This window comes from Aliivibrio salmonicida LFI1238 (assembly GCF_000196495.1).
In the GTDB taxonomy this organism is placed as follows: Bacteria; Pseudomonadota; Gammaproteobacteria; order Enterobacterales; family Vibrionaceae; genus Aliivibrio; species Aliivibrio salmonicida.
The window spans coordinates 1,536,942-1,558,447 of record NC_011312.1 but is presented as its reverse complement, the minus strand read 5'-3'; the positions used below and the strand labels follow the sequence as shown (position 1 = coordinate 1,558,447).

Here is a 21,506-nt window from a genome sequence, read left to right as displayed (position 1 = left end):
ACAGTCTGACCATTTAAAAATGTGTTCTTTTTCACAAACCACCACCTAAGTAGTAATAAATTTGTTATCAAAACTGCACCACACACAAACAACACGTTTAATAACAAAAATTAATCTATTTATCCCCCACACAGGCGCACTAAAAAAGTCTAACAATAATAATTATTGTTAGACTTATATACGAATAATTATTCGGTGGTTATTACATTAACAAATCGTTCCTGCACCTTGCTGGATATCTTCATCATTATCAATAATCGCTTGAGCAGCAATGGCTAAGCCTTCTGCTATTTGCTTTATCTCAGCCCTACATCATGAAGGACGGATACTTGTAAATTTTACAGTATGTTAAAACTAAGTAGACCCCAACACGTCGGTAAACGTATTGGGGTCAGCTATTGAGTATATTGAAATTAAGCAGATGAAAAGTATTTATCTGCATTATAATTCTAAAATATAACGCTATTCTTAGAATAATTAGTCTTATTGATTAAAATATCATCACATACAAGGTATATATACTCATAAGAGCCATCATGCCAGTGATTAACCAACCGAAGACTGACATCCAAACAGGGTGTTTATAATCACCAACAATCGACGATTTTGTTGCAGCAATGAGCATGATACTTAGCGTTACAGGTAAGATGAAACCATTCAACGCACCCGCAACAATCAATAACATGACAGGTTTACCAATAAAGCAAAAGATAAACGTAGATACAATGATAAAACCGATAATGAATCGACGAGAATGCAATTCAATAACAGGGTGCAATGTCTTCAAGAATGAGACCGATGTATAAGCGGCTCCAATAACAGATGTGATCGCCGCCGCCCAAAGCACTAAACCAAAAATCTTATAACCCACATTACCTGCAGCATGTTGAAACATAGATGCAGGTGGATTTGTTGGGTCCAACGTAACCCCGGTACTAATAACGCCTAACGCCGCTAAAAATAAAATAATACGAACCACTGACGCTAAACTGATGGCTGAAATTGAGCCTCGATTTACTTGTGGTAATGCTTCTTGACCCGTAACACCCGCATCAATTAAACGGTGCGCCCCCGCAAAGGTAATGTAGCCACCCACCGTGCCACCCACTAGCGTAATGATCGCAAGTACATTGAGTTTTTCAGGCCATACTGCACGATATAACGCTTCACCCACTGGTGGTGAGGTTGAAAATAACACGTACAATGTCATGACGATTAACGCAGCCCCCATAACGATGGTAAAACGGTCCATCACTTTAGCGGCATCTTTTAACATGAATATCCCAACGGTAATCACTGCACTAATGGCAGCTCCGACGATGGGCGTGATGTCTGGAAATAAAACGTTCATCCCCATCCCTGCACCACCGATATTACCGATGTTAAAAGCCAAACCACCAATGGCAACCATCCCCGCAATCGCATAACCGAGGCCGGGTAAAATATCGTTCGCAATGTCTTGCGCTCGTTTTTTAGAAACAACGATGATTCGCCAGATATTAAGCTGTGCGCCTATATCTAAGATGATGGAAATAAGGATAACAAACGCAAAGCTTGCGCCTAACGTTTGAGTAAAAACGGTTGTTTGAGTTAAAAAACCCGGCCCGACAGCTGAAGTTGCCATTAAAAAGGCGGCACCCATGATCAATGACCAGCTAAAGCCAGAACGCGTTGTTGATCCTTCATTTTGCGTCACTCTGGACCGTTGAGGTTCTATTTTTTCTGATGACATACGATTTCCTTTTGTGGTCACAGTGCTGCACTCTTATTGTTGCAACGTCTTTCTCGTTAATCGAGATTATTGTAGTAATATTTTCATCTTCGCTATCTGTGCAATAGCAACGTAAGCGTGCGGGGAACTACACCTTGTCTTTTACATTCCAAGGTAAAAGTGAATCGATATCTGGCGATCCAACACATAAACGATCTAGACAATACCTAATATAATCGTAAGGGATTAATCCGTTTGCCTTTGCTGTTTCTACAATGCTGTAAAGCATTGCACTTGAATCTGCACCAGCCGTTGAACCCGAAAATAACCAGTTTTTCCGGCCGATAACAAACGGTTTAACCGCTCGCTCTGCTCGATTGTTATCAATAGATAACAATCCATCATCAATATAACGAACTAATTTATCCCATTGATTTAATGTATAGCTAATCGCCTCACCTAATTTTGTTTTAGGTGATACTCGACTAACTGCGCTATCAAGCCAATCACGGAGCTCTTTAAGTAAATCGCGGGCTTCTGTCTGCCTAGCAACATACTTGGCTTCAGGGGAAGCCTCTTTTAATAACGATTCGATCCGGTATAGCTTTTGGATTTTACTCAATACCCAATCTGCACTCCCTGTTTTCCCTTTTACTTGAACACGTTGAGCCTCAATAAATCGTCGACGTGCGTGTGCCCAACAGCCAACTAAAATCGCTTCAGTTTGTTCATAACCTTGGTAACCATCGGTATGTAAATACCCGTTATAACCTTTTAAAAAGTTAACTGGATGGTAGCCATGCCTGCTAGATTGATAATCATAAAGTACAATTCCAGGCAAAACACCAGAGCCTGGAGAATCATAGCCAGAGCAGTAGACCCACATATAACATTTTGCTTTTTCAACATCCAACACATTTACCGTTGTTTCATCACAATGCAGAGTGGGTTGTTCAAGCAAAATACGATGTAACTCGTTATTAAGAGGGGTAAATAGTACCGAGCATTTTATTAACCAATCCGCCATCGTTCGCCGTCCAATAATGATACCCCATTGCTGAAATAACGTTTCTTGACGATAAAGTGGAAGACTGTATTGAAATTTAGCCGTAATAATTTGAGCAAGTAAACTTGCGGTCGCAATCCCTTTAGGGATTGGTGACGCTGGCATTGGGGCTTGTTTAATGTCTACTGAAGTATTGTTTTTTTCACAATTTCGGCAAGCATATTTAGGACGAACATGTTGAATAACTTCCACTTTAGCTGGTACAAATTCCAACTTTTCACTGATGTCTTTACCCATCGCATGCATCTCTAGACCGCAACACTTACAAGTTTTATCTTTTATGTCGTGGATAATAACAGTACGCGGTAAGTCTTCAGGTAAGCGTTGGCGTTTTGGCTTTTGACGAGTGTAGGTAATCGTTTGTGTGTCATCATTTTCAATGATGATTTCTTCTTCTGTTTCATTGAATAAATCAAATTGAGTCGAGTCAGATTCACTGCTTTTACCAAAGCGCTGATGTTGAGCCAGTCGAAATTGCTCTAGAAGACGGTTATATTTATTTTCAAGCTGAAGCACAAGTGCTTTCAGCTCGTCAATGGTATCAGGAAGTGGTTTTATTTTATCAGTCATGTAGATGACTATATAACGATAATACAGGTAATCAATCGGTTGCCTCCTATTCTTGACTGAGAATCAACTATTTAAAGGGTTGTTTGATAATGTACCGGTTGATGTCCTAAGATATCAAAACCTTGTAATAGCAGTGTCAGTTGCTGCTCTGATAATGCTAACGTATCGTTATTTAACCTGAATTCTGGATAAGGCTGAACTAATTGCCCACCTAACGATCAGATCTTTCGACCAAGAATTATTTGAACGTATTTTAAAAGGTGGGCAAGATGAATAAATTAGTTGATATATTTTGTGATGTCGATGATTTTTGTTATCAATTCTTATCTCAATGGGAAAAATACCTTGTTGAGGCTAGTGAGAGAAAAAGAAAACGTCAGTCAGTAATGTCTACTAGTGAATGTATGACTATTGTCATCGCTTTTCATCAATCAAATCATAGAGATTTCAAGAACTTCTATATCGGGTTAGTTCATCAATATTGGAAAGGATACTTTCCAAATTTACTTAGCTACACTCGATTTGTGAGCAAAATGCCTAGCCTAATCGCCCCAATGTGTGCCTATTTTCAATCTATCAAAGGTAAGCCGACTGGCATTGCTTTTGTTGACTCCACGAGTCTTAAAGTATGCCATAACATTCGAATTCCTCGCCATAAAGTCTTTGATGGTGTTGCGAAAAGAGGAAAAGGTACCATGGGATGGTTTTTCGGCTTCAAACTTCATTTATTGATTAACCATCTTGGAGAAATTATTTCGCTGAAAATCACAGCTGGCAATGTAAATGATAGGACTCCTGTACCTGATTTATGCAAAGAACTCTCGGGGAAATTGTACGCTGATAAAGGGTACATAGGTAAAAAGTTGAGTGAGAGCTTAAAGAACTCTGATGTCGATTTAGTGACTACCTCGCGAAAAAACATGAAAGCAAAAGAGATAAGTGCTTTTGATAAGGCTATGTTATCAAAGAGATACATTATCGAAACGATAAATGACCAATTGAAGAATATCTCTCAAATTGAACATAGCCGTCATCGTAGCGTGACTGGTTTCATGCTAAATGTAATTTCAGGCGTTGTGGCTTATTGTTTAAAAAAACAAAAGCCACGAATTAAGCTATCAGAATGTGAATTTGAACTAATCCTCGCTTAAAGCATGTTTTATCCAGAATTCAGGTTATTTATATTTCGTGGCCATTTGAAGCGGTCTTCATCTAATCGCTTGTACCATAAAGCGAATCCTGTTTTATCCCAATACAATATTTTGAGTTTATCACGAGGCTTATTGCAAAATATAAATAGAGCATCACTAAACGGTGATAGTTGCATTTCTTGCTCAACAATCACGACAAGGCCATTAATGGCCTTGCGAAAATCGACAAAATCACGATGAAGATAAATGGTGGAAACATCAGTAAATACATTCATGATTGATACCCTTTTAATAAGAGTCCTATCCAGTGAGGTTCAGTATTAGCTGGCAATGTTAATCGCAATTTTCCGATAGAAAGTTGAATATCTGGTAATTGTGGAGTGGCGATGATAGTTGATGTTAACGCTTCTACTTTCAAGAAAGTAGAAGCGTTAATCTTTTGTTTCCATCGTGCTTTACGTGCACTAAATGTCTTTGGCAGAATATTATGGTTACGACAAAATTCAGCGGCACTAAGCTTGCTAGATTGCTGAGATTCAAATAGAGCGTGCCATTGCTCTGGTGTTCTCTTTTTATCTTTTTGCATAATTACGTTCTCGTTAAATGAAAGATCGTAAGATACGCATAATGAATTTTATTTGTTAGGTGTAGTTCCCCGCACGCTTACATAGCAACTTCATTTAAGAGCAATAAGACGTAAAGAATTGACGTTGTATCATCAATTCAGCTTCTGCGCTGTAGAGTTCTTTCTCATAAAACTGAACGGTTGAACCCGGTAAGCATTGCGCTAAACGATTAATATCCGCATGCACTACGCACCCTATTTTTGGGTATCCCCCGATGGTTTGACGATCACGCATTAGCACAATAGGTTGGCCATCACTCGGGATTTGAATTGATCCAAGTGCTATGCCTTCAGAAATTAAATTATTACGCTTACAATGAATAGGTTCACCAGATAAGCGATACCCCATGCGATCAATGTTGGTCGAAACGGTATAAATTGACGAAAAAAATCGCTGACGATCGGCAATCGAAAAATCGTTATATTGATAGCTCGGGATCACTCCGATATTAATATGGCGATCGTACGTCGGAATAAATCGACTCGGCACTTGCTTACGCAATCTCGGCTCAGAAAAAGACGCAGATAATTGCGAAACATCAACCGAATAACGAATTAAACGATTTGGGATTAATGCACTGCCTTTACCATCATCGCCACCTAATCCATCACGACTTACCGTGGCGGAACTGCCTAAAATCGTTTCAACTTTAAACCCACCACTTACCGCTAAATAAGCACGTAGCCCCGACTTTGCGATGCTCATTTCAAGTTTATCACCTGAATTTATCGCGTAACTTTGCCAAGGACTGATCGCATCACCATTGAGTTTCGCTCCCATATCCGCACCGGTCAGTGCGATTGTGGTGGCTGCATAAAACGTACAGCTAAATTGACCTAACGTGATTTCAATTTGAGTCGCATTTGAATCGTTATCTACTAATTTATTAGCCCAATCAAACGCATGCTCATCCATTGGTCCGCCGGGAGTCACCCCTACCGATTGGTGACCATATCGACCCTTGTCTTGAAGTAGCGCCAATGGCCCTGTGCTGTGAATTCGTAGTGTCATACTTTGCTTCCCTCTTTCACTAACAATGCCTCTGGAAGCTCCCCTCCCATCGTTAAATATTCTTCCCGTGAAATTGGTCTGAAAGTCACTTTTGCCCCCATCTCAAATACCGTAAGATTGTCTCGATTAAAATCAATCAAATTAATAGGAGTTCTCCCAATCACCTGCCATCCTCCCGGTGAAGATTTTGGGTAAATCGCCGTTTGTTGTTCAGCGATGGCCAAGCTGCCTGCTGGTACACTCAACCGTGGCGTACTTTTACGAGGAATATGAATGCGAGAGTCAGTATTGCCTAAATAAGCAAAGCCCGGAGCAAAACCAATTGCATACACGCGGTACTCTTGAGAGGAATGAATAGACACGACCTCATCAAACGATAAACCGGTATGACGACTGATGTCTTCGGCATCAAGGGACACTTCTGGTCCATAATACACAGGTAATTCAATCACAACAGAAGACAACGGTAATTGCCCACTGTTGTTATCTTGGTGAAGACAGTGATGTAAACGAGACATAAATGAGCGTAACTCTATGCGCGTTAAATCATAAGTAATTAAAATCGATGTGTACGATGGCACCATATCAATCACGAACAAATCCGATTCTTGATTAATCATAGCAACGGATTGAGCAATAATATCGGCAGTTTCAGGACTAACCGTATCGGAAAATACAACTAAAACAGTGGACTCATTAACGGCTGATATTTTCATGATTACTCCGCCTTTTTCTGCAACTTTTTACGTAAATACGTCGCTGTCGATACCGCAAAAGGGCCCTCACCATGAATACATAAGGTATCTGCGTGAATCGCGATTGTTTTTCCGGAAAGAGTGGTGACACAACCTTGATCAATCAATTGATCGGCTTGGTGTTGAATCGCTTCATCGGTATAGTGACTTGAATTAGGTACACTGCGTGGCACGAGTCGACCTTCTTCGTCATAAGCTCGGTCAACAAACGCCTCAAACCATAATGTAATGCCAAATTTATCGGCCAACGTTTGATAGCGAGCGTGGTCAGGCACCGCCATTACCACGAAAGGTAAAGTGACATCGTAACGCTGTAATGCACCCAATAAGGTTTCAAGAATCGCATCGTCTTTCATCATCGCGTTGTATAACGCACCATGAGGTTTCACGTAACTTAATCTTGTATTTTGACTTTGACATATCCCCTGCAATGCACCCAATTGATAGATAAATAACGCAGCTAAATCTGTAGCGTTCATTGCAATATCACGTCGGCCAAAGCCTTGTAGATCGTTGTAGCCGGGATGAGCACCAACCATCACGCCATTGTCTTTTGCTAGCGCAACGGTTTTCATCATTACGCTTGGATCCGAAGCATGCATACCACACGCAATATTCGCCATATCTAACGCTGGCATAACGGCGGCATCTTCACCTAACGCCCATAATCCAAAACTTTCACCCATATCACAATTAATCTTCATTCCATTTCCTTAATTATTGGCTCGTTGTTTGGTAACAGCACAGTGATGGCAACCCTGAATAACTAGAGCACGGCAAACTCAGAACTTAAGCGGTCGGTGATCAACATTTTTCCTGGAGCATGGGTAATACAGAAAGGAGGACGACTTTGGCGGATCACATTTTGCGGTGTGACACCACATGCCCAAAACACAGGAATTTCATCTGAATTGATATGAACCGCCTCTCCATAATTTGGTTTAGCGATGTCTGAAATGCCAATCACGCTAGGATCACCAAAATGCACTGGTGCGCCATGGGATTTAGGGAATCGAGTCGTTATTTGAATCGCACGAATTGCATCCTTTGGTGTAAATGGGCGCATAGAAACCACAAAGTTTCCGTCAAACTTCCCTGCGGGTTGGCAAGCTATGTTTGTGTCATACATGGAGACATTTTTTCCATCATCAATATTTCGAATAGACAAACCTGATTGGATTAGGGCTTCTTCAAACGAGAAAGAACAACCAAGAACAAACGTCACTAAATCGTCTTGCCACAGTTCGGTAAGATCGGGCACTGAGGCTTCAAAATTACCCTCATAGAACACATGATATTCGGGAACGTCCCTCGACAAATCAATATCAGCACCAATGGAAGGAAGGTATCTCTCTCCTGGTTGAGTGACGTCGATCAATGGGCATGCCACAGGATTTTTCTGACAAAAAAGTAAGAAATCAGTCGCCCAAAGAGCCGGTAAAATAACGAGATTGGCTTGTAAATAACCCGGAGCATAGCCTGAAGTCGCTTTTGTGAACTCATTACTTCTGATTTTTTTACGTAAATTATCGAGTGATAAATCCTTATCCATCATGTTCTCCCTTTGATGATTGTAATGTTATCGTTAATCAGGAGTTACATTACTGCTTATTTTAATAATGTCTATTCGTATTTTTCTGCTATTCTTGATAAATATTTTTTATCACCTAGTAACAAAATTAATTAAAGAGAGGCATAGAATGCTCAATCTAAAACAACTTGAAACCTTTGTGTGGATAGCGCATTTAGGCAGCTTTAGAAAGGCTGCAAAGCATTTATGCACGACACAACCCGCCATCTCAACGCGCATTGCTAATCTTGAAGAGACGTTAGGTGTACCCCTATTTTTTCGTGATACAGGTTCGATATCGTTAACCGCAAAAGGACGAGAGTTACTTCCCTTTGCTGAAAAACTGTTAACTAATGCCGATCAATTTCAGGCATTGGCGAATAATTCAGAGGCTATTTCGGGGATATTGCGCGTTGGGGTATCAGAGACTATCGTTCATACGTGGTTGCCTCATTACCTTTCTTTGATCCATCAGAGTCTGCCACACTTAGAGGTTGAGCTCATCGTAGATGCGACCATTAACCTTAGAAAAGAGCTGTTAGCTCGTAATATTGATATTGCGATTTTATTAGGGGAAGTCGTCGAACCCAATGTGATTAGCCAATACATTTGTGATTATTCGCTGCATTGGGTCGCGAGCCCGACGATACCAAGATCATCATTACAAACCGTCACTCACTTTTCTCGCTGGCCAATCATTACGTATGCACGAAATACTACCCCGTACCAAGAGGTTGAGCGTTACTTTACAAAGCATAACAATTAACCCACACGGTTCTATTCCGCTAGCTCATTGTCTGCTAGCATTCGTTTGGCAGAAAGTGGCGTCGGCATTGCAATGCTACCTAAAGAGGTGATTACCTATGCCCTCAATAACAAAACATTGAAGGTAATTGACGCCGATTGGACACCAAATCCATTGCAATTTTCTGTCGCTTATCTCGACACACCAATTAACTTAATGACCATTGAAGCCGCGAAACTTACCTTCGAGGCCGAAGAACAATATAAAGCCTTCAGTTAATCGAGGAATCGACCTTCTGTCTATTTGCTCGGTTGTATATCCAGATCATCGAGTAAAGAAGGATAACCCCAGCCGTTGTTATTCTCGATAACGGTTTCTTGAGTAAGATATTCATACAATGTTGGCGCCAATGACCCATTCGCCTCACTCGTTAATGCCGTAACATTAGGGCCTACAGGGGTTCCCCAGAATCCTAAAAAAGCATCTTTTTCTAAATAGTGTTCGCCAGCATGTCTGCCCGGTACTTTGGTATTAAAACCAACACCAAATTTAGGAAACAAGTTTATCGTCCCTGCTCTGTCTTCTTCATACAATGTAGCCAATTGATTGACTGAATCGGGTCTTGCAGAAAAAGCAGTCAGCGCTCGCCATTGCGCTTTAGTGCACCACGCAGTGGGCTTATCAGCCTTTGCAGACACCATACATCGTTGATATAACTCTTGATATGATGCTAATTCAGCTTTATTTGGCTGCGATTTATAAGGATTCAGAACATCGAGTTCAAGTAACTGGGATGATCCAATAACAGGCTGATACAGTAATCGGTCCCCTTTTTTAGTGATTAATTCATCAACTCTAACATCGTCTTTAAAACCGATAATTCGAACTGTACATTCATCTAACGTGCAGTTTTTTTCTCTAACAACGAGATAATCTAACGATTCTTCTAAACGTGAAGCAACCTCATTAATCACGTTGATAGACTTACCTTTTAGCGCATTAACAGGCGTCCACGTTGTTAGCTCAGCGTACGTTGGTTGCACTTTCCAACCTTGGGCAGAATTAAAGAAATCCATCATAAAATTACCACCCGCAGTAGAAGCGACCACCACATCGACTTCTTTATTGCTTTCATAATTCAACGCGTTGGTAATTTTAGGCCCTTCACCTTCGTCGGATGAGATTTTCTTTATCACTAATGGATAGCCAAGTTCTTTTTCAAGAGGTTCAAATACCTGTTTTTCCGGATTCAATGAATAGTAAACAGGCGCTAAACCGTGATCTCCTGCCATTCCCCATAAGGTTCTATCGTATACGCCAGCGTCTTTATATGTGTTGGTAAATTGCGTTAACCAATAATCTAATCGGTTTAACTCCCCGGTCGGCATCAATATTTCATCACTAAACGGGCCAGTGAAATGAGCAAAGTGATCCGGCCATGGATTATAAATTAGTGTGTAATCTGGCATCCCTTTTTGTTCAAGTTTCGAGAGGGATTCTAGGTTTTGTTGGATCTTCCATTTTTGAGTTAACTTGCTGTAAATATCCAAGGCAAAGATACCGTCATAAACACGAATGTCTTCAATAAGATCGGCTCTCATGGTCGACACTGTTTTCTCTATTTCTGCACGTTGTGTCAACTCTCGCAGACAACGCTTTTCACCAAAATCTCGTAAGCTCTCACCTGCCCCTAAATTCACCAAGCCATCATAGGTGGTATGTGCATTCCAATCATATTGCGCATTACAGTTTAAAGTCACCAAATAATCCAAGCGATCAAACATAGTTTGAACCTTGTTCGCTTCCATCAAGCGGTCAAGTTGCAACGCATCGTTGCCAAAGAAATAATAGGCACGATCTTCTTTTCTATCGACAAAGTGAAAATTTGGTATCCCAGTCCCGCCTTTACCTGACACTTTTGCGCCGGTTTTTATTATCGGTAAATTGCGAACACTGATAGTCGGTGTTGATGAAATGCCCACATCGACAATGCTGTTATCGTAGTTTTTATACAGCTCAGTAAAAAATGGCAAGTACGATGGGTCTTTATACTCTTTCTCGGTCAATCTTTTTAAGAATGACAGTTGTTGCTCATGTTCTGGCTGCGTGGTGATTTCATTCTGAGGTTTGTAGCTTTCATGGTTAAGGTGATCTTGATAGATCTGTTTGATGAATGGCTTTTTCAGCGGAGAAACAAGACCTTCAAGTAGCCCTTGTTGCAATCCATCAACCGTAACTTGCACTGCTAGTCGACGCTGCTGACGAGAGTCTAAATAAGCGATGAGCGTATCTGGATTATCTTTAAAACGCGCTTGTAACCACTCATTCAATACTTCTTGTCGTTGTTCTTGATAGATAAACTGGCGGTACGATTTCAATACATTAAGACGAACAAAATCAATCAGAGTAATCGTTAATGCTTCCGCTTTATTATTTACAGAGCCTTTATGCTCTGGCTGACCATCTTCTATAATTTGCTCTAACGTAGCACGCATCTCCCCTTCGTTCATACCCGTGACGGCTTTTGTCATACTCGCAATAATGATGGGTTGAATTTTATCGATGATCTTTTTATCTTCAGGGGTATCAGACAGGTACGTATAACGCTCAGGCAGTACGTCAAGATCCTTCCACTCACCAATCTGTACCAATTCATCATAAACAATCACCATGTTCGCAATGAATTTACGATCAATAGTTAATCCTTGATGATGGCTATCCGCCAACTCTGGTTCCTTTTCTTTGTCTTCCTCATTTAAAGTAAATAAAGAATGACTAAATCCGGTGAGTGTTTCTTCATCATATTGTGTTTTCAAATAGGCTTTAAAAGCATCTTCATTATCCATATCTCCGTATTTATCCACAAAGGTATAAAGAAAATGCCCTAAAGGGATCGCGTATGAGGGATTTGAAAGCTTTGCAATGATGCTTTTCTTAACATCACTCTCCAATGGTAGCGATAAAATGTAAGCGTCTAATGTGATGCCAGCAATGGTAAAAATAGCGGCATCACGCACCGTTTTCGTTGTATAAATGACCGAAGCGTTTATCTGATTTTTTAGTATTTCTGCTGAGTTAACTACGCCACCAATCACAGGAATAGCACTGACATTGGCCGAACTGTTGGCACTCAACATTGAAAGAGATAGCACACTGAGAATAAATATTGACGAAAACGATCTGTTTTTCACTTTAACTTCCTTTTATAGCAATTTGGATAAGTCATTGAGCTGATAATTACTGGCATTGGTTTTGGTACATAAGAACCATCAACGACTTATTTAGACTGCATTATATAGTGTTGAACAATTTGTTTCATGGGTGGAATTCTAAAATATGGGTAGTTACACATTTGAATGTAATGAGGGGGTTAGAATAACAAAGGGAGTGTAATGATACTTGCATTGAAATGATTCATGGAAGTCCTCTACAAAACTCATAAGTATGAATTTTATAGAATACTCCCATTGCAATTTAATTCTGATTAGCTCACGGGTATTACGATGCAGCTATAACTATTATACAATCGATAGTTTAAATCTATTACAGTCCGAAACCGATCTTAGGTTGACGGCGAACTGAACGAACACCCCATGGTGCTAAATCTGGTTTTGGTTGGCCTTCGAAATCACCAAGGCAAATATAACCTTTAGAAAGATAACGGAATAGGAAATCGCCACCATCTAGTGAGCCTGTTCTGTCATCACCAAACGGTAAATGAATACGCTCAATATGAAGATCTGATGCTTTTTTAAAAGCAGCATAAGCCGTTGAGTTAATGTCGTATGCATCTAAATTTTTCAAGAGTGCTTTATCTGACATTTTTGCTTTCATACGAGCAAATATCATGATTAAACGTTTTTGTCTTTCAGAAGAGACTATGATCATTTCCATTATAGGAACTCCTTTCAAAAAAAAGGAATTATATAGTAAGCCTCAGCCTACTTCTATATTCACTTTATATCGCTACAGACAACTGCTTAATTACACAGCGATATTCATAACAATCTATAATCTCACCATCCACAATGGTAAATTCAGGCTTAAATCCAACTTGTTTAAAGCCATTTTTCTTTAATACCTGTTGCGATGCAAAATTGTCAGTCGATGCGCTCGCTGTCAGTGATGATAACCCCAATGTGTCTTTAGCAATATCAATCAATATTTTGGTCGCGCAGGTTGCAAGTCCTTTTGAAACAAAATCTTCACCAATTCGATACCCAATAGACGCCGATTCCTTTTCTTTATTAATATTGTAAAGATTGGCTCGACCACAAATAACACCAAGATCATCTTTAAGTAGCATTGGGTATGTTTTCCCTTTCTCGTATTCAGAAAGACAACAAACAATGTGTGCTTTTATGCCTTCGTCATCAAAAAAATCGTCATCTCTCGCTTCAATAAAAGATTCAAACCATTCTTTATTCGCCAATTCAAACGCCAGCAATGCTGATGTATCGTCTATCGTAAGTAGATGTAATACCGCCATAGCCAATCCCTCTTATTTTTATGACTTGCTTTACCTGATTATAGACAAAAAAAGCCGCGAGATAGGCTCGCGGCTTTTTATTTTTATCTTTATCTTTATCTTTATCTTTCAATCTACAAAGCGTAAATCTTACAAACCTTGTTGATATTGATCGTTAGTGTTGATTGGAACCATTGTAAACAACTCTTCTTGCACACTCGTATCGCCATTCAATAACTTCTCAAAGTGTTTCACTAATTCGACTTTATTGGCTTGTTCTTTAGAGCCACCACCAATGTTCGTTAAATCAATGAAGAACTCATCAAACAGATCCGATAAATCGGTCACGATATCCATGTTTAAGAATTGCTCGTGGTTGTAAATACTTGGGTAGCCGCCTTTTTGCTTATCGACTGCAAATGAAATGCCTTTCACGTTTGTAATCGTAGTGGCTTTTTCACACTTCAACATACAACCTGCTTCAATCGATGGTTTGTTACAACCTACGGTTTGTTGGAAGAAACATTGACGGCTTGTCATCATCAAAATCGGATGATAAATACTGTATACCAACTTGAAGTTTTCAGGACGACGAATGTGCTTAATTTGACCTTTATTGATCTCATTTGAGATAAAGGCACCAGCACAATTCAACGCTTCTTTCATCGTAATTAACGCATGTGAGTTTGTTGTGTTTAGTAGTGGACCTGCGATCCACGCTATCCCCATTTCAAACGCTTTATATGCTATACCCGTATTATTCGTTACGATACGAGTTGGTTTTGCTTCTTCTAATACTTTCACGGCTTCGTCGTAATCTTTACCAATCAGAACCGCAGGGAACCATGGGATTAAACGAGGGTTTTCTAAGAAGATATTAATGTATGTTTTATCACGCTTTTTAAAGCTTTCTGGTAATTTGAAGTAAATGTCAGCGTCAGTCACATCACATATGTTCAAATCAGCAACATCAGAAATCAGCATCGATAGTGTCGGTTTCTCTTCGACTTTTGGTTGCTGTACTAATGCCGCAACATCTGTGTGTTTAATCACTTCTTTAGAACCATTCAATAAGAAAGCGACTTTCTCTTTAAGCTCAGAAAGCTCTCTGAATGGAACGGCTAAGTTGTCTCCAAGCTCTGAGAAATCGTAACCTTCAAGAAGGTAATCTGGCGTAATCACACCTTTAAAGCGCTTCTCTAGCTCTTTTGAAGTGATCGATTTTTGACCGGCTTCGCTCAGTAGTGATGTAGATTTCACTTCAAACGTTTCTTGATCGTCTTTACTTGGTGTAATGATCACCGTTAGTGGCTCACCTAATACCGCTTTAAACGCAATCGTAATCGCAATTTTGTCGATACTTAGAGACTTCACTTTTTCTTCAAGAGTGGCACCGATTGCATTTTTATCAGTGTAAAGCTCTTGTTTCACTTCTTGGATTTGAACAACATCAATCGCGTTACTCTGATCAACCGCGTAATTTACGCTGTTATCACGAGGATTATCGATAAACATGTCTTTGGTCAAATTCCCTTTTAAGAATTTGTTGGTTAAACCACGGTTGAAGACTTTATGTAGATTCGAGTCATCTTCATATAGCTCACCCGTTTCAATAAACGTATTAATATTTTTACGCCAGTTTTCCACCACAGTATAGACGTAGTGAGCGCCTTTAATACGACCTTCAATTTTCAGTGAATCCACTTTCGCGTCTAGAACAATAGGCGCCTACGGCGCAAATCAAAAGGACTCAACCTCTTCCATTGTTGCCAATAAATCGTTTATCCTATCGCCATGCACGCATATAAACCCCTGAAACAATTATTTAATAGTCAAAATAACTGGCTTAAATTTCTTCATAATAACAAAGCTAACCTAAGAGCGGTCGTGATTGAAAATGTCACAAAGATGCTGTCCTGTGGGACAGCGGCTTTTGGCTCTCGCGAATATCATTGTTGCAACCCTGACTGTACCCATATCAAATATATTCACCAAACCTGTAAATCTCGAGCGTGCAGTAGCTGTGGCATGAAAGCCACAGAGCGATGGATACAAAAGCAACAACATGTCTTCCCTGAATGCGAATATCAACACATCACCTTTACCCTTCCAAACACGCTATGGCCTATCTTTCGTCATAACCGTTGGCTGTTAAATAAATTATTCAAATGTGCTGCAAACATTCTGCTGGGATGGGCAAAAGATAAAGGAATAGATGTCGGTATCTTTTGTGCTCTTCATACTTACGGTCGAAAACTGAATTGGAATACGCACTTACATTTATCGGTCACTCGTGGGGGAATTTGTGAACGTACCGGTTTATGGAAACCCATTTACTTCCAAATGAAAACGACAGAGCCTTGTTGGAGAGCGGCTATCGTCAGTTTATTGGGTAAGGCTTATTATGAGCTTGATTTATCAAGCGAAGAATGCCCCTATATCCGTAATAAAACGGATTGGTCACGCTTTTTAAGCAGTCAATATAATCGTCGTTGGAAGCTTCATTTTGCTAAAAAGACAAATAATGTAAAACCGACGATGAACTATCTTGGTCGGTATTTAAAACGGCCCCCAATTTCAGCGTCACGTTTAAGTCATTACGCCAAAGGCGGAATGATAACGTTTAATTATTTAGACCATCGAACAGGAACAACAGACAGCCTAACATTATCACCAGAAGAGATGATAAGACGGATAGTAGAGCACTATCCTGATAAACATTTCAAGATGATCCGATACTACGGTTTTTTATCAATGCGTCGTCGTGGAGAAGCTCTGCCTAGAGTTTATGCAGCTTTAGGTATGACAATAGAAGCTGAGCCGAAAATGCCAGGGTATGCCGCAATGTTAAAAGGATATGTAAAAGTAGATCCGTACGAATGTATTTTATGTGAAAGTCGTCTGGTGTTTACGAATTTCCGAGTCGGAAATTCGGTCAATGATTTAGTCACCCATGCGATAGTTCAGTCAGAATTGAGGGCAGCATAATAAGGTTTGTAGGATAAGTGTATCTAAAACTCATGAAATAGGGCTAAAACAGTTATAAAATCCCCGATAATTATATTTTCGATACCTTTTAAAAAAACAGCGATGGTGAAATTGGCTTTTTTAGACGGGCCAATGCTAACTCAGCAACATTCAAATTCCTTACCTTCAAGTTCCGGTAAATCGAAGTACGCTGAGTTATCTTTTAGGTTTAATGGGAATTTGTTACCCGCTGCGGTAATTTCATATTCATCACGACACGCTTGACTACAACGACCACGGTTACCCGAGTTACCCACACTCACTGAGCTTGAATAACATTGACCAGAGAAAGCAATACACAACGAACCATGCACAAACACTTCCGTTAGGATATCGTGTTCATGGGCAACGGCTGTCATTTCTTTGATTTCGTCGATATTCAGTTCGCGGGATAAGTTAACACGTGATGCACCGACTTTTGAAAGGAAGTGAATTTGACCTTCATTGTGCGTCGTTAACTGAGTAGAAGCGTGAACATCTAATGTTGGGAAGTATTTTTTAACTAAGTTAAACACACCCAAATCTTGAACGATGATGCCATCAATAGTTGTGTTCACTAATTGATTAAGTAGCTTCGCTAATGATTTAATTTCATGTTCAAGAATAACAACGTTTAATGTCAGGAATACTTCACAACCGTATTCATGAGCAAGTCGTAACACGCCATTTAGTTCATCAAATGAAAGATTGGATGCTCGGTTACGGGCGTTGAACATATCTAGACCACAGTAAACAGCATTTGCTCCTGCAACGATGGCCGCTTTAATCGCTTCAACATCACCACCAGGTGCCAATAATTCAAGTTTTCTACTCATTATGAAATTGCTCGCTTCGGTTTTTATGTAATAATTTTTTTGAGGGGGCATTCTACTCGCCCCACGCTTTCATTACCACTCACTTAGGCTTTTATTGATCTAGATCATGACTTTTTATTCGTGAATATCTTCGTTCTATTCGATAATATACCCATAAGGCTTTCTATTTTAGGCATTTAACCATGACATCACCCATTCTTTACTCATTACGACAATGTCCTTACGCTATGCGTGCTCGCCTTGGGATAATACACGCACATCAAATTGTCTTGCTTCGTGACGTCGATATGAATAATAAACCCGAAGAAATGCTGTCTATTTCACCGAAGGGGACAGTGCCAGTATTGCTGCTAGAAAATGGCTCTGTCATTGATGAAAGCATTGATGTGATGATATGGGCGCTCAACCAATCAGATCCTAATAATCTACTGTATTCACACGATAAAGCTCTATTGCCTGTGATGCTTGAGTTAATTAACCGCAGTGACACTGAATTTGTGAATGCCTTACAGAAGTACCGAGCCGCTTCTCGTTATCATGATGATAATGAAACAGCATGCCGTGATATGTGTTGCGGATGGTTAATGGAAATTGAACAGCGTTTATCTCAACATGCTTACATTATGGGAGAAAAACCAAGTTTAGTTGATTACTCTATTTTGCCATTTATTCGCCAATTTTCACGAGTAGATAAAAAATGGTATGCACAAGCGCCCTTGCCTTATTTACGTGCGTGGTTAGTAAACCATTATAATGACCCCCTATTTTCTAAAGTAATGATGACCTACCCAAAATGGAAAAATAATGATGACTCCATTTTATTTGGTGATGTCCACTCTCGTAAAAAACAACGTTAATAACCTACATTCCGCTTTACCATAAAAAACCAAAGGTGCGTTCATAAACCCAAAAACTCGCTAAACTGCCAATACTGTAGGCAATAACGACGGTGCCTTTTTTATAACACATTAAAAAACACTTAAAAAATATAACAACCCCAATATAAGCCTAGCGCTAACATTAAGTAAAAACTAGCTGTAAATAATATCAGGTATTAAATAAATTAAAAATAGCATTTAATTAACCTAAATAAAAAGCATAGCTTAACAGTGTCTATAAATATAATTAATAACTAATTTCAATAAGAGAACTTAATACTAATTTTCAGCTAAAAATCAAATTAACTCTGGTTATAAAAATTGAATTCTATGAGAAAGACAGTTATCGTTATTACAATGTTATTTACATTAACTGCATTTTAAAGTCATAACAATGAGGGTTATGGTGACATTATAATACATCAATGAAACTTGGACCCCGTGAGTTGTTTCCCTGTGTGAAGAAACAGATAATAGTCTGATTTTAATACTAATCATCATGAACCAACCCCATAAAACGAGTCACAGGTTAGAAGACGAATTTAAGTATTAACGGCATTAATTAAGAACAACATACACATTATTGTCTTTAATAATTACTTATTCACTAAGGTTATAATTAGATAGTTGCACTTAACATTATTTAATAATCAGAAGTATAGAGGAAAAATAATGACAATGAAATGGGATCACAGAAAAGTGAGCATTGATGCCTTCAAGCACGCTTTAAAAACACACGGTCATATCTCTTTATTTAGCTTGGCTGTTTGGAGCGATATATTATCGAAACATAACGAATCAAATATCAAAGTAAAAAAAGTGTATTCTCTATTAGAGGGCACTCCTATTCATGAAAAAGGAAAATAACCATGAAGTATTACTTACTATATCTGTGACTAAGTAGTTAATGATAAGTTTTCGAGAATGAAGATTTCGCCTTTACCATATATCCATATGGTATTAAAATGAGTATTTTAACGTCAGTGTCTATATCATAATGAAAGCAGTTAATCCTTTAACAGACAATGAAAAAATAACCCTAAAAGAAGCGATCGCTAATCATCCAAAAAATAGAGTAAGAATACGAGCACATGCGATTATTCTCAGTGATAAAGGCTACTCTATTTTAGCGTTAACTGATATTTTAGACGCTAAATTTGAGACCATATCGTCATGGATAGACCATTGGGAAGCCTGTGGAATGCTCGGATTGTATGACGCTGTTCGTATAGGTAGAAAACCTATTTACACAGAAGCAGAAGTATATCGTTTGAAGTCATTGGTTGATGAAGAGCCACATCAACTTAAACGAGCACAAGCAATACTTGAAGAAGAAACAGGTAAAAAATCCAGCTTAGACACTATTAAACGAAATATAAAAAAAGTGATTACAGTTACAAAAGAGCCCGACACTCATTAAAGTTAAAGCGTGACGATATGAAATTCAATAATTTCAGTAATATATTGAATTCATTGATTGAAATGGAACGTACGAATAAATGTGAACTCTTTTATTTTGATGAGTCAGGCTTTAGTCAGAAATCTAATCTTCCTTATTGTTGGGGACCTATCGGTGTTCAATCGCTAAGGCCTGCTCATTCACACAGCAAACGGCTCAATGTTCTTGGCTTCTTAAGTAGACAAGGTAAATTGAGTTTTCAAACAACGGAAGGAAGAGTAACTACCGATACAGTAATTGATGCATTTGAGCACTTTATCAACGCACGAAAAAACGATAAGCCATGCTTTATTATCTTAGATAATGCCTCTTTTCATAGGTCAGCAAAATTTAAACAAAAATTGCATGAGTGGTTGATGAATGATGTATTAGTTTGTTATCTACCACCGTACTCTCCAGAGCTCAATATCATTGAGATATTGTGGAAGAAAGTAAAATATGAATGGTTACCATGTGAAGCGTTCAAAACGTTTGAAGACCTCAGTATTAACATCAAAAACATATTAAATTATTACGGCGAAAAATTCACAATAACTTTTGCGTGACTACTTACAATAATAAATAAACCTTACATTATATAGGTGAAAAATACGTTACAACCCAAATGAAATAACCAGTACTATATATAACTGTCCGTTCCTAAATACCCATTAAAACAAAGCGAACGCTCCATATCGAAAAAGTGTTCATTCTCACCAGTGATCTGGTAGCCAAGAGCTGAATAAAAATCGATCACCTTTTGATTGCATTTAAACGCAGACAAGCTGACTTTTATGACCCTGTCACTGTAGTATCGTTGGTAATATTTCATCACCGCAGATCCTACCCCTTTATTTTGATATTTTTCAAAAATAAGTAACAGATGAAAATGCACACTGGTTTGTTCTTGTTTAACACAAATAAACCCAAGTCTCTCTCCATTAAACATGATCCATTCAAACCATTCTTTTCGATACGAATCAGCAAAGTGCTGAGTTTGGAAACCCTCATCCCAACCAAAAGTATCTTCAATCGCAGAATAGAGGTATTTCTTATAAATAGAGAACAAAGAAGGATACTCACAAGCAGTGACTTTTTGAAAAATAATTCTATCCATTGAATGTCCTCATCTTATCTGATTGTTTAAAGAAACCACCAACTACTGTTTAATTTAAATATACTTCAATTGTAGACCATAACATGGCGATTCTTTGAGAATACAGGCGAATAGTTATTTAGTAATACTCTTTTCAAATTTAATTTTACTGTCTTGTGTTGAACCTTCATCCTCATAACCCGAAATATGATATCCACTCGAAATTAATAATTGCAGCATAGCCGGATAACGGTTCATCGATTTCACACTGACTTTGTGATAACCCAGAGCTTTCACCCATGATTCTTGTGTGCATCGAAGTTGAGTCGCAATCCCTATCTTCCGATAGCGAGGAATGACACCACCTAACTAACTGTAAAATTCGACACTCGACAATTGATATCCCATTTTATAAGCCACTGGCTCATGATGATCAAAGGCAATAAGAATAAGAGATTCAAGACCATTCAATCGTTGAATGATCTTTGCTTTATTATTCCGAGCATCGAACTCTGGAATTTGTCGATCCACAATGATCACATCATCTATTGTGCCTTCACGTATTTCGATGTTCATTTC

20 protein-coding genes and 2 pseudogenes are annotated in these 21,506 nt (G+C 38.9%); 7 read left to right on the top strand and 15 right to left on the bottom strand.

All coding sequences use genetic code 11. From position 1 onward, the window contains the following. Positions 1 to 490: 490 nt before the first annotated feature. Complete coding sequence (locus tag VSAL_RS07735; protein ID WP_012550119.1) at positions 491 to 1,732, bottom strand: NRAMP family divalent metal transporter; 1,242 nt, start codon at positions 1,730 to 1,732, stop codon at positions 491 to 493. 127 nt (positions 1,733 to 1,859) lie between these two features. Then, complete coding sequence (locus VSAL_RS07730) at positions 1,860 to 3,347, bottom strand: IS66-like element ISVsa2 family transposase (RefSeq protein WP_012549008.1); 1,488 nt, start codon at positions 3,345 to 3,347, stop codon at positions 1,860 to 1,862. Between the two features lie 269 nt (positions 3,348 to 3,616). Between VSAL_RS07730 and VSAL_RS07725 the strand changes: the two genes are divergently transcribed. Beyond that, entirely contained in the window at positions 3,617 to 4,498 is an 882-nt protein-coding gene (locus VSAL_RS07725) for an IS982-like element ISVsa6 family transposase (RefSeq protein WP_012548944.1), read from the top strand. A gap of 8 nt (positions 4,499 to 4,506) precedes the next feature. Here the strand turns inward: VSAL_RS07725 and tnpB are convergent, their stop codons facing one another. The 6 genes from tnpB to VSAL_RS07695 all read right to left on the bottom strand — a co-directional run bounded on the left by tnpB (position 4,507) and on the right by VSAL_RS07695 (position 8,442). Further along, positions 4,507 to 4,773, bottom strand: a complete 267-nt coding sequence (gene tnpB / locus VSAL_RS07720; RefSeq protein WP_049940348.1) for an IS66 family insertion sequence element accessory protein TnpB — start codon at positions 4,771 to 4,773, stop codon at positions 4,507 to 4,509. Further along, the gene (gene tnpA / locus VSAL_RS07715; protein WP_012548925.1) at positions 4,770 to 5,084 is read right to left on the bottom strand and encodes an IS66 family insertion sequence element accessory protein TnpA; all 315 of its coding nucleotides are present in this window, start codon (positions 5,082 to 5,084) and stop codon (positions 4,770 to 4,772) included. Before tnpA ends, tnpB begins: the two co-directional genes overlap by 4 nt. A gap of 94 nt (positions 5,085 to 5,178) precedes the next feature. Continuing rightward, a complete protein-coding gene (locus VSAL_RS07710; protein ID WP_012550118.1) occupies positions 5,179 to 6,135 on the bottom strand; it encodes a 5-oxoprolinase subunit C family protein in 957 nt (318 codons plus the stop codon). After that, positions 6,132 to 6,851, bottom strand: a complete 720-nt coding sequence (gene pxpB / locus VSAL_RS07705; protein WP_012550117.1) for a 5-oxoprolinase subunit PxpB — start codon at positions 6,849 to 6,851, stop codon at positions 6,132 to 6,134. The genes VSAL_RS07710 and pxpB overlap by 4 nt, the downstream gene beginning before the upstream one ends. A 2-nt stretch (positions 6,852 to 6,853) precedes the next feature. Further along, the gene (locus tag VSAL_RS07700) at positions 6,854 to 7,594 is read right to left on the bottom strand and encodes a 5-oxoprolinase subunit PxpA (RefSeq protein ID WP_012550116.1); all 741 of its coding nucleotides are present in this window, start codon (positions 7,592 to 7,594) and stop codon (positions 6,854 to 6,856) included. 62 nt (positions 7,595 to 7,656) lie between these two features. Continuing rightward, a complete protein-coding gene (locus VSAL_RS07695) occupies positions 7,657 to 8,442 on the bottom strand; it encodes a putative hydro-lyase (RefSeq protein ID WP_012550115.1) in 786 nt (261 codons plus the stop codon). A 148-nt stretch (positions 8,443 to 8,590) separates the two neighbouring features. Here VSAL_RS07695 and VSAL_RS07690 point away from each other — a divergent pair, with 148 nt between their 5' ends. Both VSAL_RS07690 and VSAL_RS23815 read left to right on the top strand, forming a co-directional pair. After that, a complete protein-coding gene (locus VSAL_RS07690; protein WP_231850901.1) occupies positions 8,591 to 9,226 on the top strand; it encodes a LysR family transcriptional regulator in 636 nt (211 codons plus the stop codon). Positions 9,227 to 9,271: 45 nt separating this feature from the next. Beyond that, complete coding sequence (locus VSAL_RS23815; protein ID WP_231850900.1) at positions 9,272 to 9,484, top strand: type 2 periplasmic-binding domain-containing protein; 213 nt, start codon at positions 9,272 to 9,274, stop codon at positions 9,482 to 9,484. A gap of 20 nt (positions 9,485 to 9,504) precedes the next feature. On the opposite strand, the gene VSAL_RS07685 is transcribed toward VSAL_RS23815, so the two are convergent. The 4 genes and pseudogenes from VSAL_RS07685 to VSAL_RS07670 all read right to left on the bottom strand — a co-directional run. Then, complete coding sequence (locus tag VSAL_RS07685; protein ID WP_012550114.1) at positions 9,505 to 12,396, bottom strand: alkaline phosphatase family protein; 2,892 nt, start codon at positions 12,394 to 12,396, stop codon at positions 9,505 to 9,507. 352 nt (positions 12,397 to 12,748) lie between these two features. After that, positions 12,749 to 13,099: a hypothetical protein gene (locus VSAL_RS07680; RefSeq protein ID WP_012550113.1), complete on the bottom strand. Its 351-nt coding sequence runs from the start codon at positions 13,097 to 13,099 to the stop codon at positions 12,749 to 12,751. A gap of 64 nt (positions 13,100 to 13,163) precedes the next feature. After that, on the bottom strand, positions 13,164 to 13,694 hold the full coding sequence (locus tag VSAL_RS07675; protein WP_012550112.1) for a GNAT family N-acetyltransferase: 531 nt from the start codon (positions 13,692 to 13,694) through the stop codon (positions 13,164 to 13,166). A gap of 129 nt (positions 13,695 to 13,823) precedes the next feature. Next, positions 13,824 to 15,398 (bottom strand): annotated as a pseudogene (locus VSAL_RS07670) (U32 family peptidase); the annotation flags it as partial. Positions 15,399 to 15,467: 69 nt separating this feature from the next. Here VSAL_RS07670 and VSAL_RS07665 point away from each other — a divergent pair. Continuing rightward, a complete protein-coding gene (locus tag VSAL_RS07665; protein ID WP_012548955.1) occupies positions 15,468 to 16,661 on the top strand; it encodes an IS91-like element ISVsa9 family transposase in 1,194 nt (397 codons plus the stop codon). Positions 16,662 to 16,828: 167 nt separating this feature from the next. On the opposite strand, the pseudogene VSAL_RS07660 reads toward VSAL_RS07665, so the two are convergent. Beyond that, positions 16,829 to 17,515, bottom strand: a pseudogene (locus VSAL_RS07660) (peptidase U32 family protein); the annotation flags it as partial. A gap of 182 nt (positions 17,516 to 17,697) precedes the next feature. On the opposite strand from VSAL_RS07660, the gene VSAL_RS07655 reads away from it, so the two are divergent. The 3 genes from VSAL_RS07655 to VSAL_RS22745 all read left to right on the top strand — a co-directional run bounded on the left by VSAL_RS07655 (position 17,698) and on the right by VSAL_RS22745 (position 20,397). Next, positions 17,698 to 18,372 (top strand): glutathione S-transferase, encoded by a 675-nt coding sequence (locus VSAL_RS07655; RefSeq protein WP_012550111.1) that lies wholly within the window; start codon positions 17,698 to 17,700, stop codon positions 18,370 to 18,372. Between the two features lie 693 nt (positions 18,373 to 19,065). Then, a complete protein-coding gene (locus VSAL_RS07650; protein ID WP_044583234.1) occupies positions 19,066 to 19,260 on the top strand; it encodes a hypothetical protein in 195 nt (64 codons plus the stop codon). A gap of 130 nt (positions 19,261 to 19,390) precedes the next feature. Continuing rightward, a protein-coding gene (locus VSAL_RS22745) for an IS630-like element ISVsa8 family transposase (protein ID WP_085941784.1) occupies positions 19,391 to 20,397 on the top strand; the annotation gives its coding sequence in 2 pieces (ribosomal slippage) (positions 19,391 to 19,769 and positions 19,769 to 20,397; 1,008 coding nt in all). A 74-nt stretch (positions 20,398 to 20,471) separates the two neighbouring features. On the opposite strand, the gene VSAL_RS07635 is transcribed toward VSAL_RS22745, so the two are convergent. Both VSAL_RS07635 and VSAL_RS23810 read right to left on the bottom strand, forming a co-directional pair. After that, on the bottom strand, positions 20,472 to 20,948 hold the full coding sequence (locus VSAL_RS07635; protein ID WP_012550109.1) for a GNAT family N-acetyltransferase: 477 nt from the start codon (positions 20,946 to 20,948) through the stop codon (positions 20,472 to 20,474). 348 nt (positions 20,949 to 21,296) lie between these two features. Further along, the gene (locus VSAL_RS23810) at positions 21,297 to 21,503 is read right to left on the bottom strand and encodes a hypothetical protein (protein ID WP_231850899.1); all 207 of its coding nucleotides are present in this window, start codon (positions 21,501 to 21,503) and stop codon (positions 21,297 to 21,299) included. Between the last annotated feature and the right edge of the window lie 3 nt (positions 21,504 to 21,506).

Coding starts and splice junctions, on each gene's coding strand:
- VSAL_RS07735 (WP_012550119.1), bottom strand. CDS start 1,732: ATGTCATCAGAAAAAATAGAACCTCAACGGTCCAGAGTGACGCAAAAT.
- VSAL_RS07730 (WP_012549008.1), bottom strand. CDS start 3,347: ATGACTGATAAAATAAAACCACTTCCTGATACCATTGACGAGCTGAAA.
- VSAL_RS07725 (WP_012548944.1), top strand. CDS start 3,617: ATGAATAAATTAGTTGATATATTTTGTGATGTCGATGATTTTTGTTAT.
- tnpB (WP_049940348.1), bottom strand. CDS start 4,773: ATGAATGTATTTACTGATGTTTCCACCATTTATCTTCATCGTGATTTT.
- tnpA (WP_012548925.1), bottom strand. CDS start 5,084: ATGCAAAAAGATAAAAAGAGAACACCAGAGCAATGGCACGCTCTATTT.
- VSAL_RS07710 (WP_012550118.1), bottom strand. CDS start 6,135: ATGACACTACGAATTCACAGCACAGGGCCATTGGCGCTACTTCAAGAC.
- pxpB (WP_012550117.1), bottom strand. CDS start 6,851: ATGAAAATATCAGCCGTTAATGAGTCCACTGTTTTAGTTGTATTTTCC.
- VSAL_RS07700 (WP_012550116.1), bottom strand. CDS start 7,594: ATGAAGATTAATTGTGATATGGGTGAAAGTTTTGGATTATGGGCGTTA.
- VSAL_RS07695 (WP_012550115.1), bottom strand. CDS start 8,442: ATGGATAAGGATTTATCACTCGATAATTTACGTAAAAAAATCAGAAGT.
- VSAL_RS07690 (WP_231850901.1), top strand. CDS start 8,591: ATGCTCAATCTAAAACAACTTGAAACCTTTGTGTGGATAGCGCATTTA.
- VSAL_RS07680 (WP_012550113.1), bottom strand. CDS start 13,099: ATGGAAATGATCATAGTCTCTTCTGAAAGACAAAAACGTTTAATCATG.
- VSAL_RS07675 (WP_012550112.1), bottom strand. CDS start 13,694: ATGGCGGTATTACATCTACTTACGATAGACGATACATCAGCATTGCTG.
- VSAL_RS07665 (WP_012548955.1), top strand. CDS start 15,468: ATGCACGCATATAAACCCCTGAAACAATTATTTAATAGTCAAAATAAC.
- VSAL_RS07655 (WP_012550111.1), top strand. CDS start 17,698: ATGACATCACCCATTCTTTACTCATTACGACAATGTCCTTACGCTATG.
- VSAL_RS07650 (WP_044583234.1), top strand. CDS start 19,066: ATGACAATGAAATGGGATCACAGAAAAGTGAGCATTGATGCCTTCAAG.
- VSAL_RS07635 (WP_012550109.1), bottom strand. CDS start 20,948: ATGGATAGAATTATTTTTCAAAAAGTCACTGCTTGTGAGTATCCTTCT.
- VSAL_RS23810 (WP_231850899.1), bottom strand. CDS start 21,503: ATGAACATCGAAATACGTGAAGGCACAATAGATGATGTGATCATTGTG.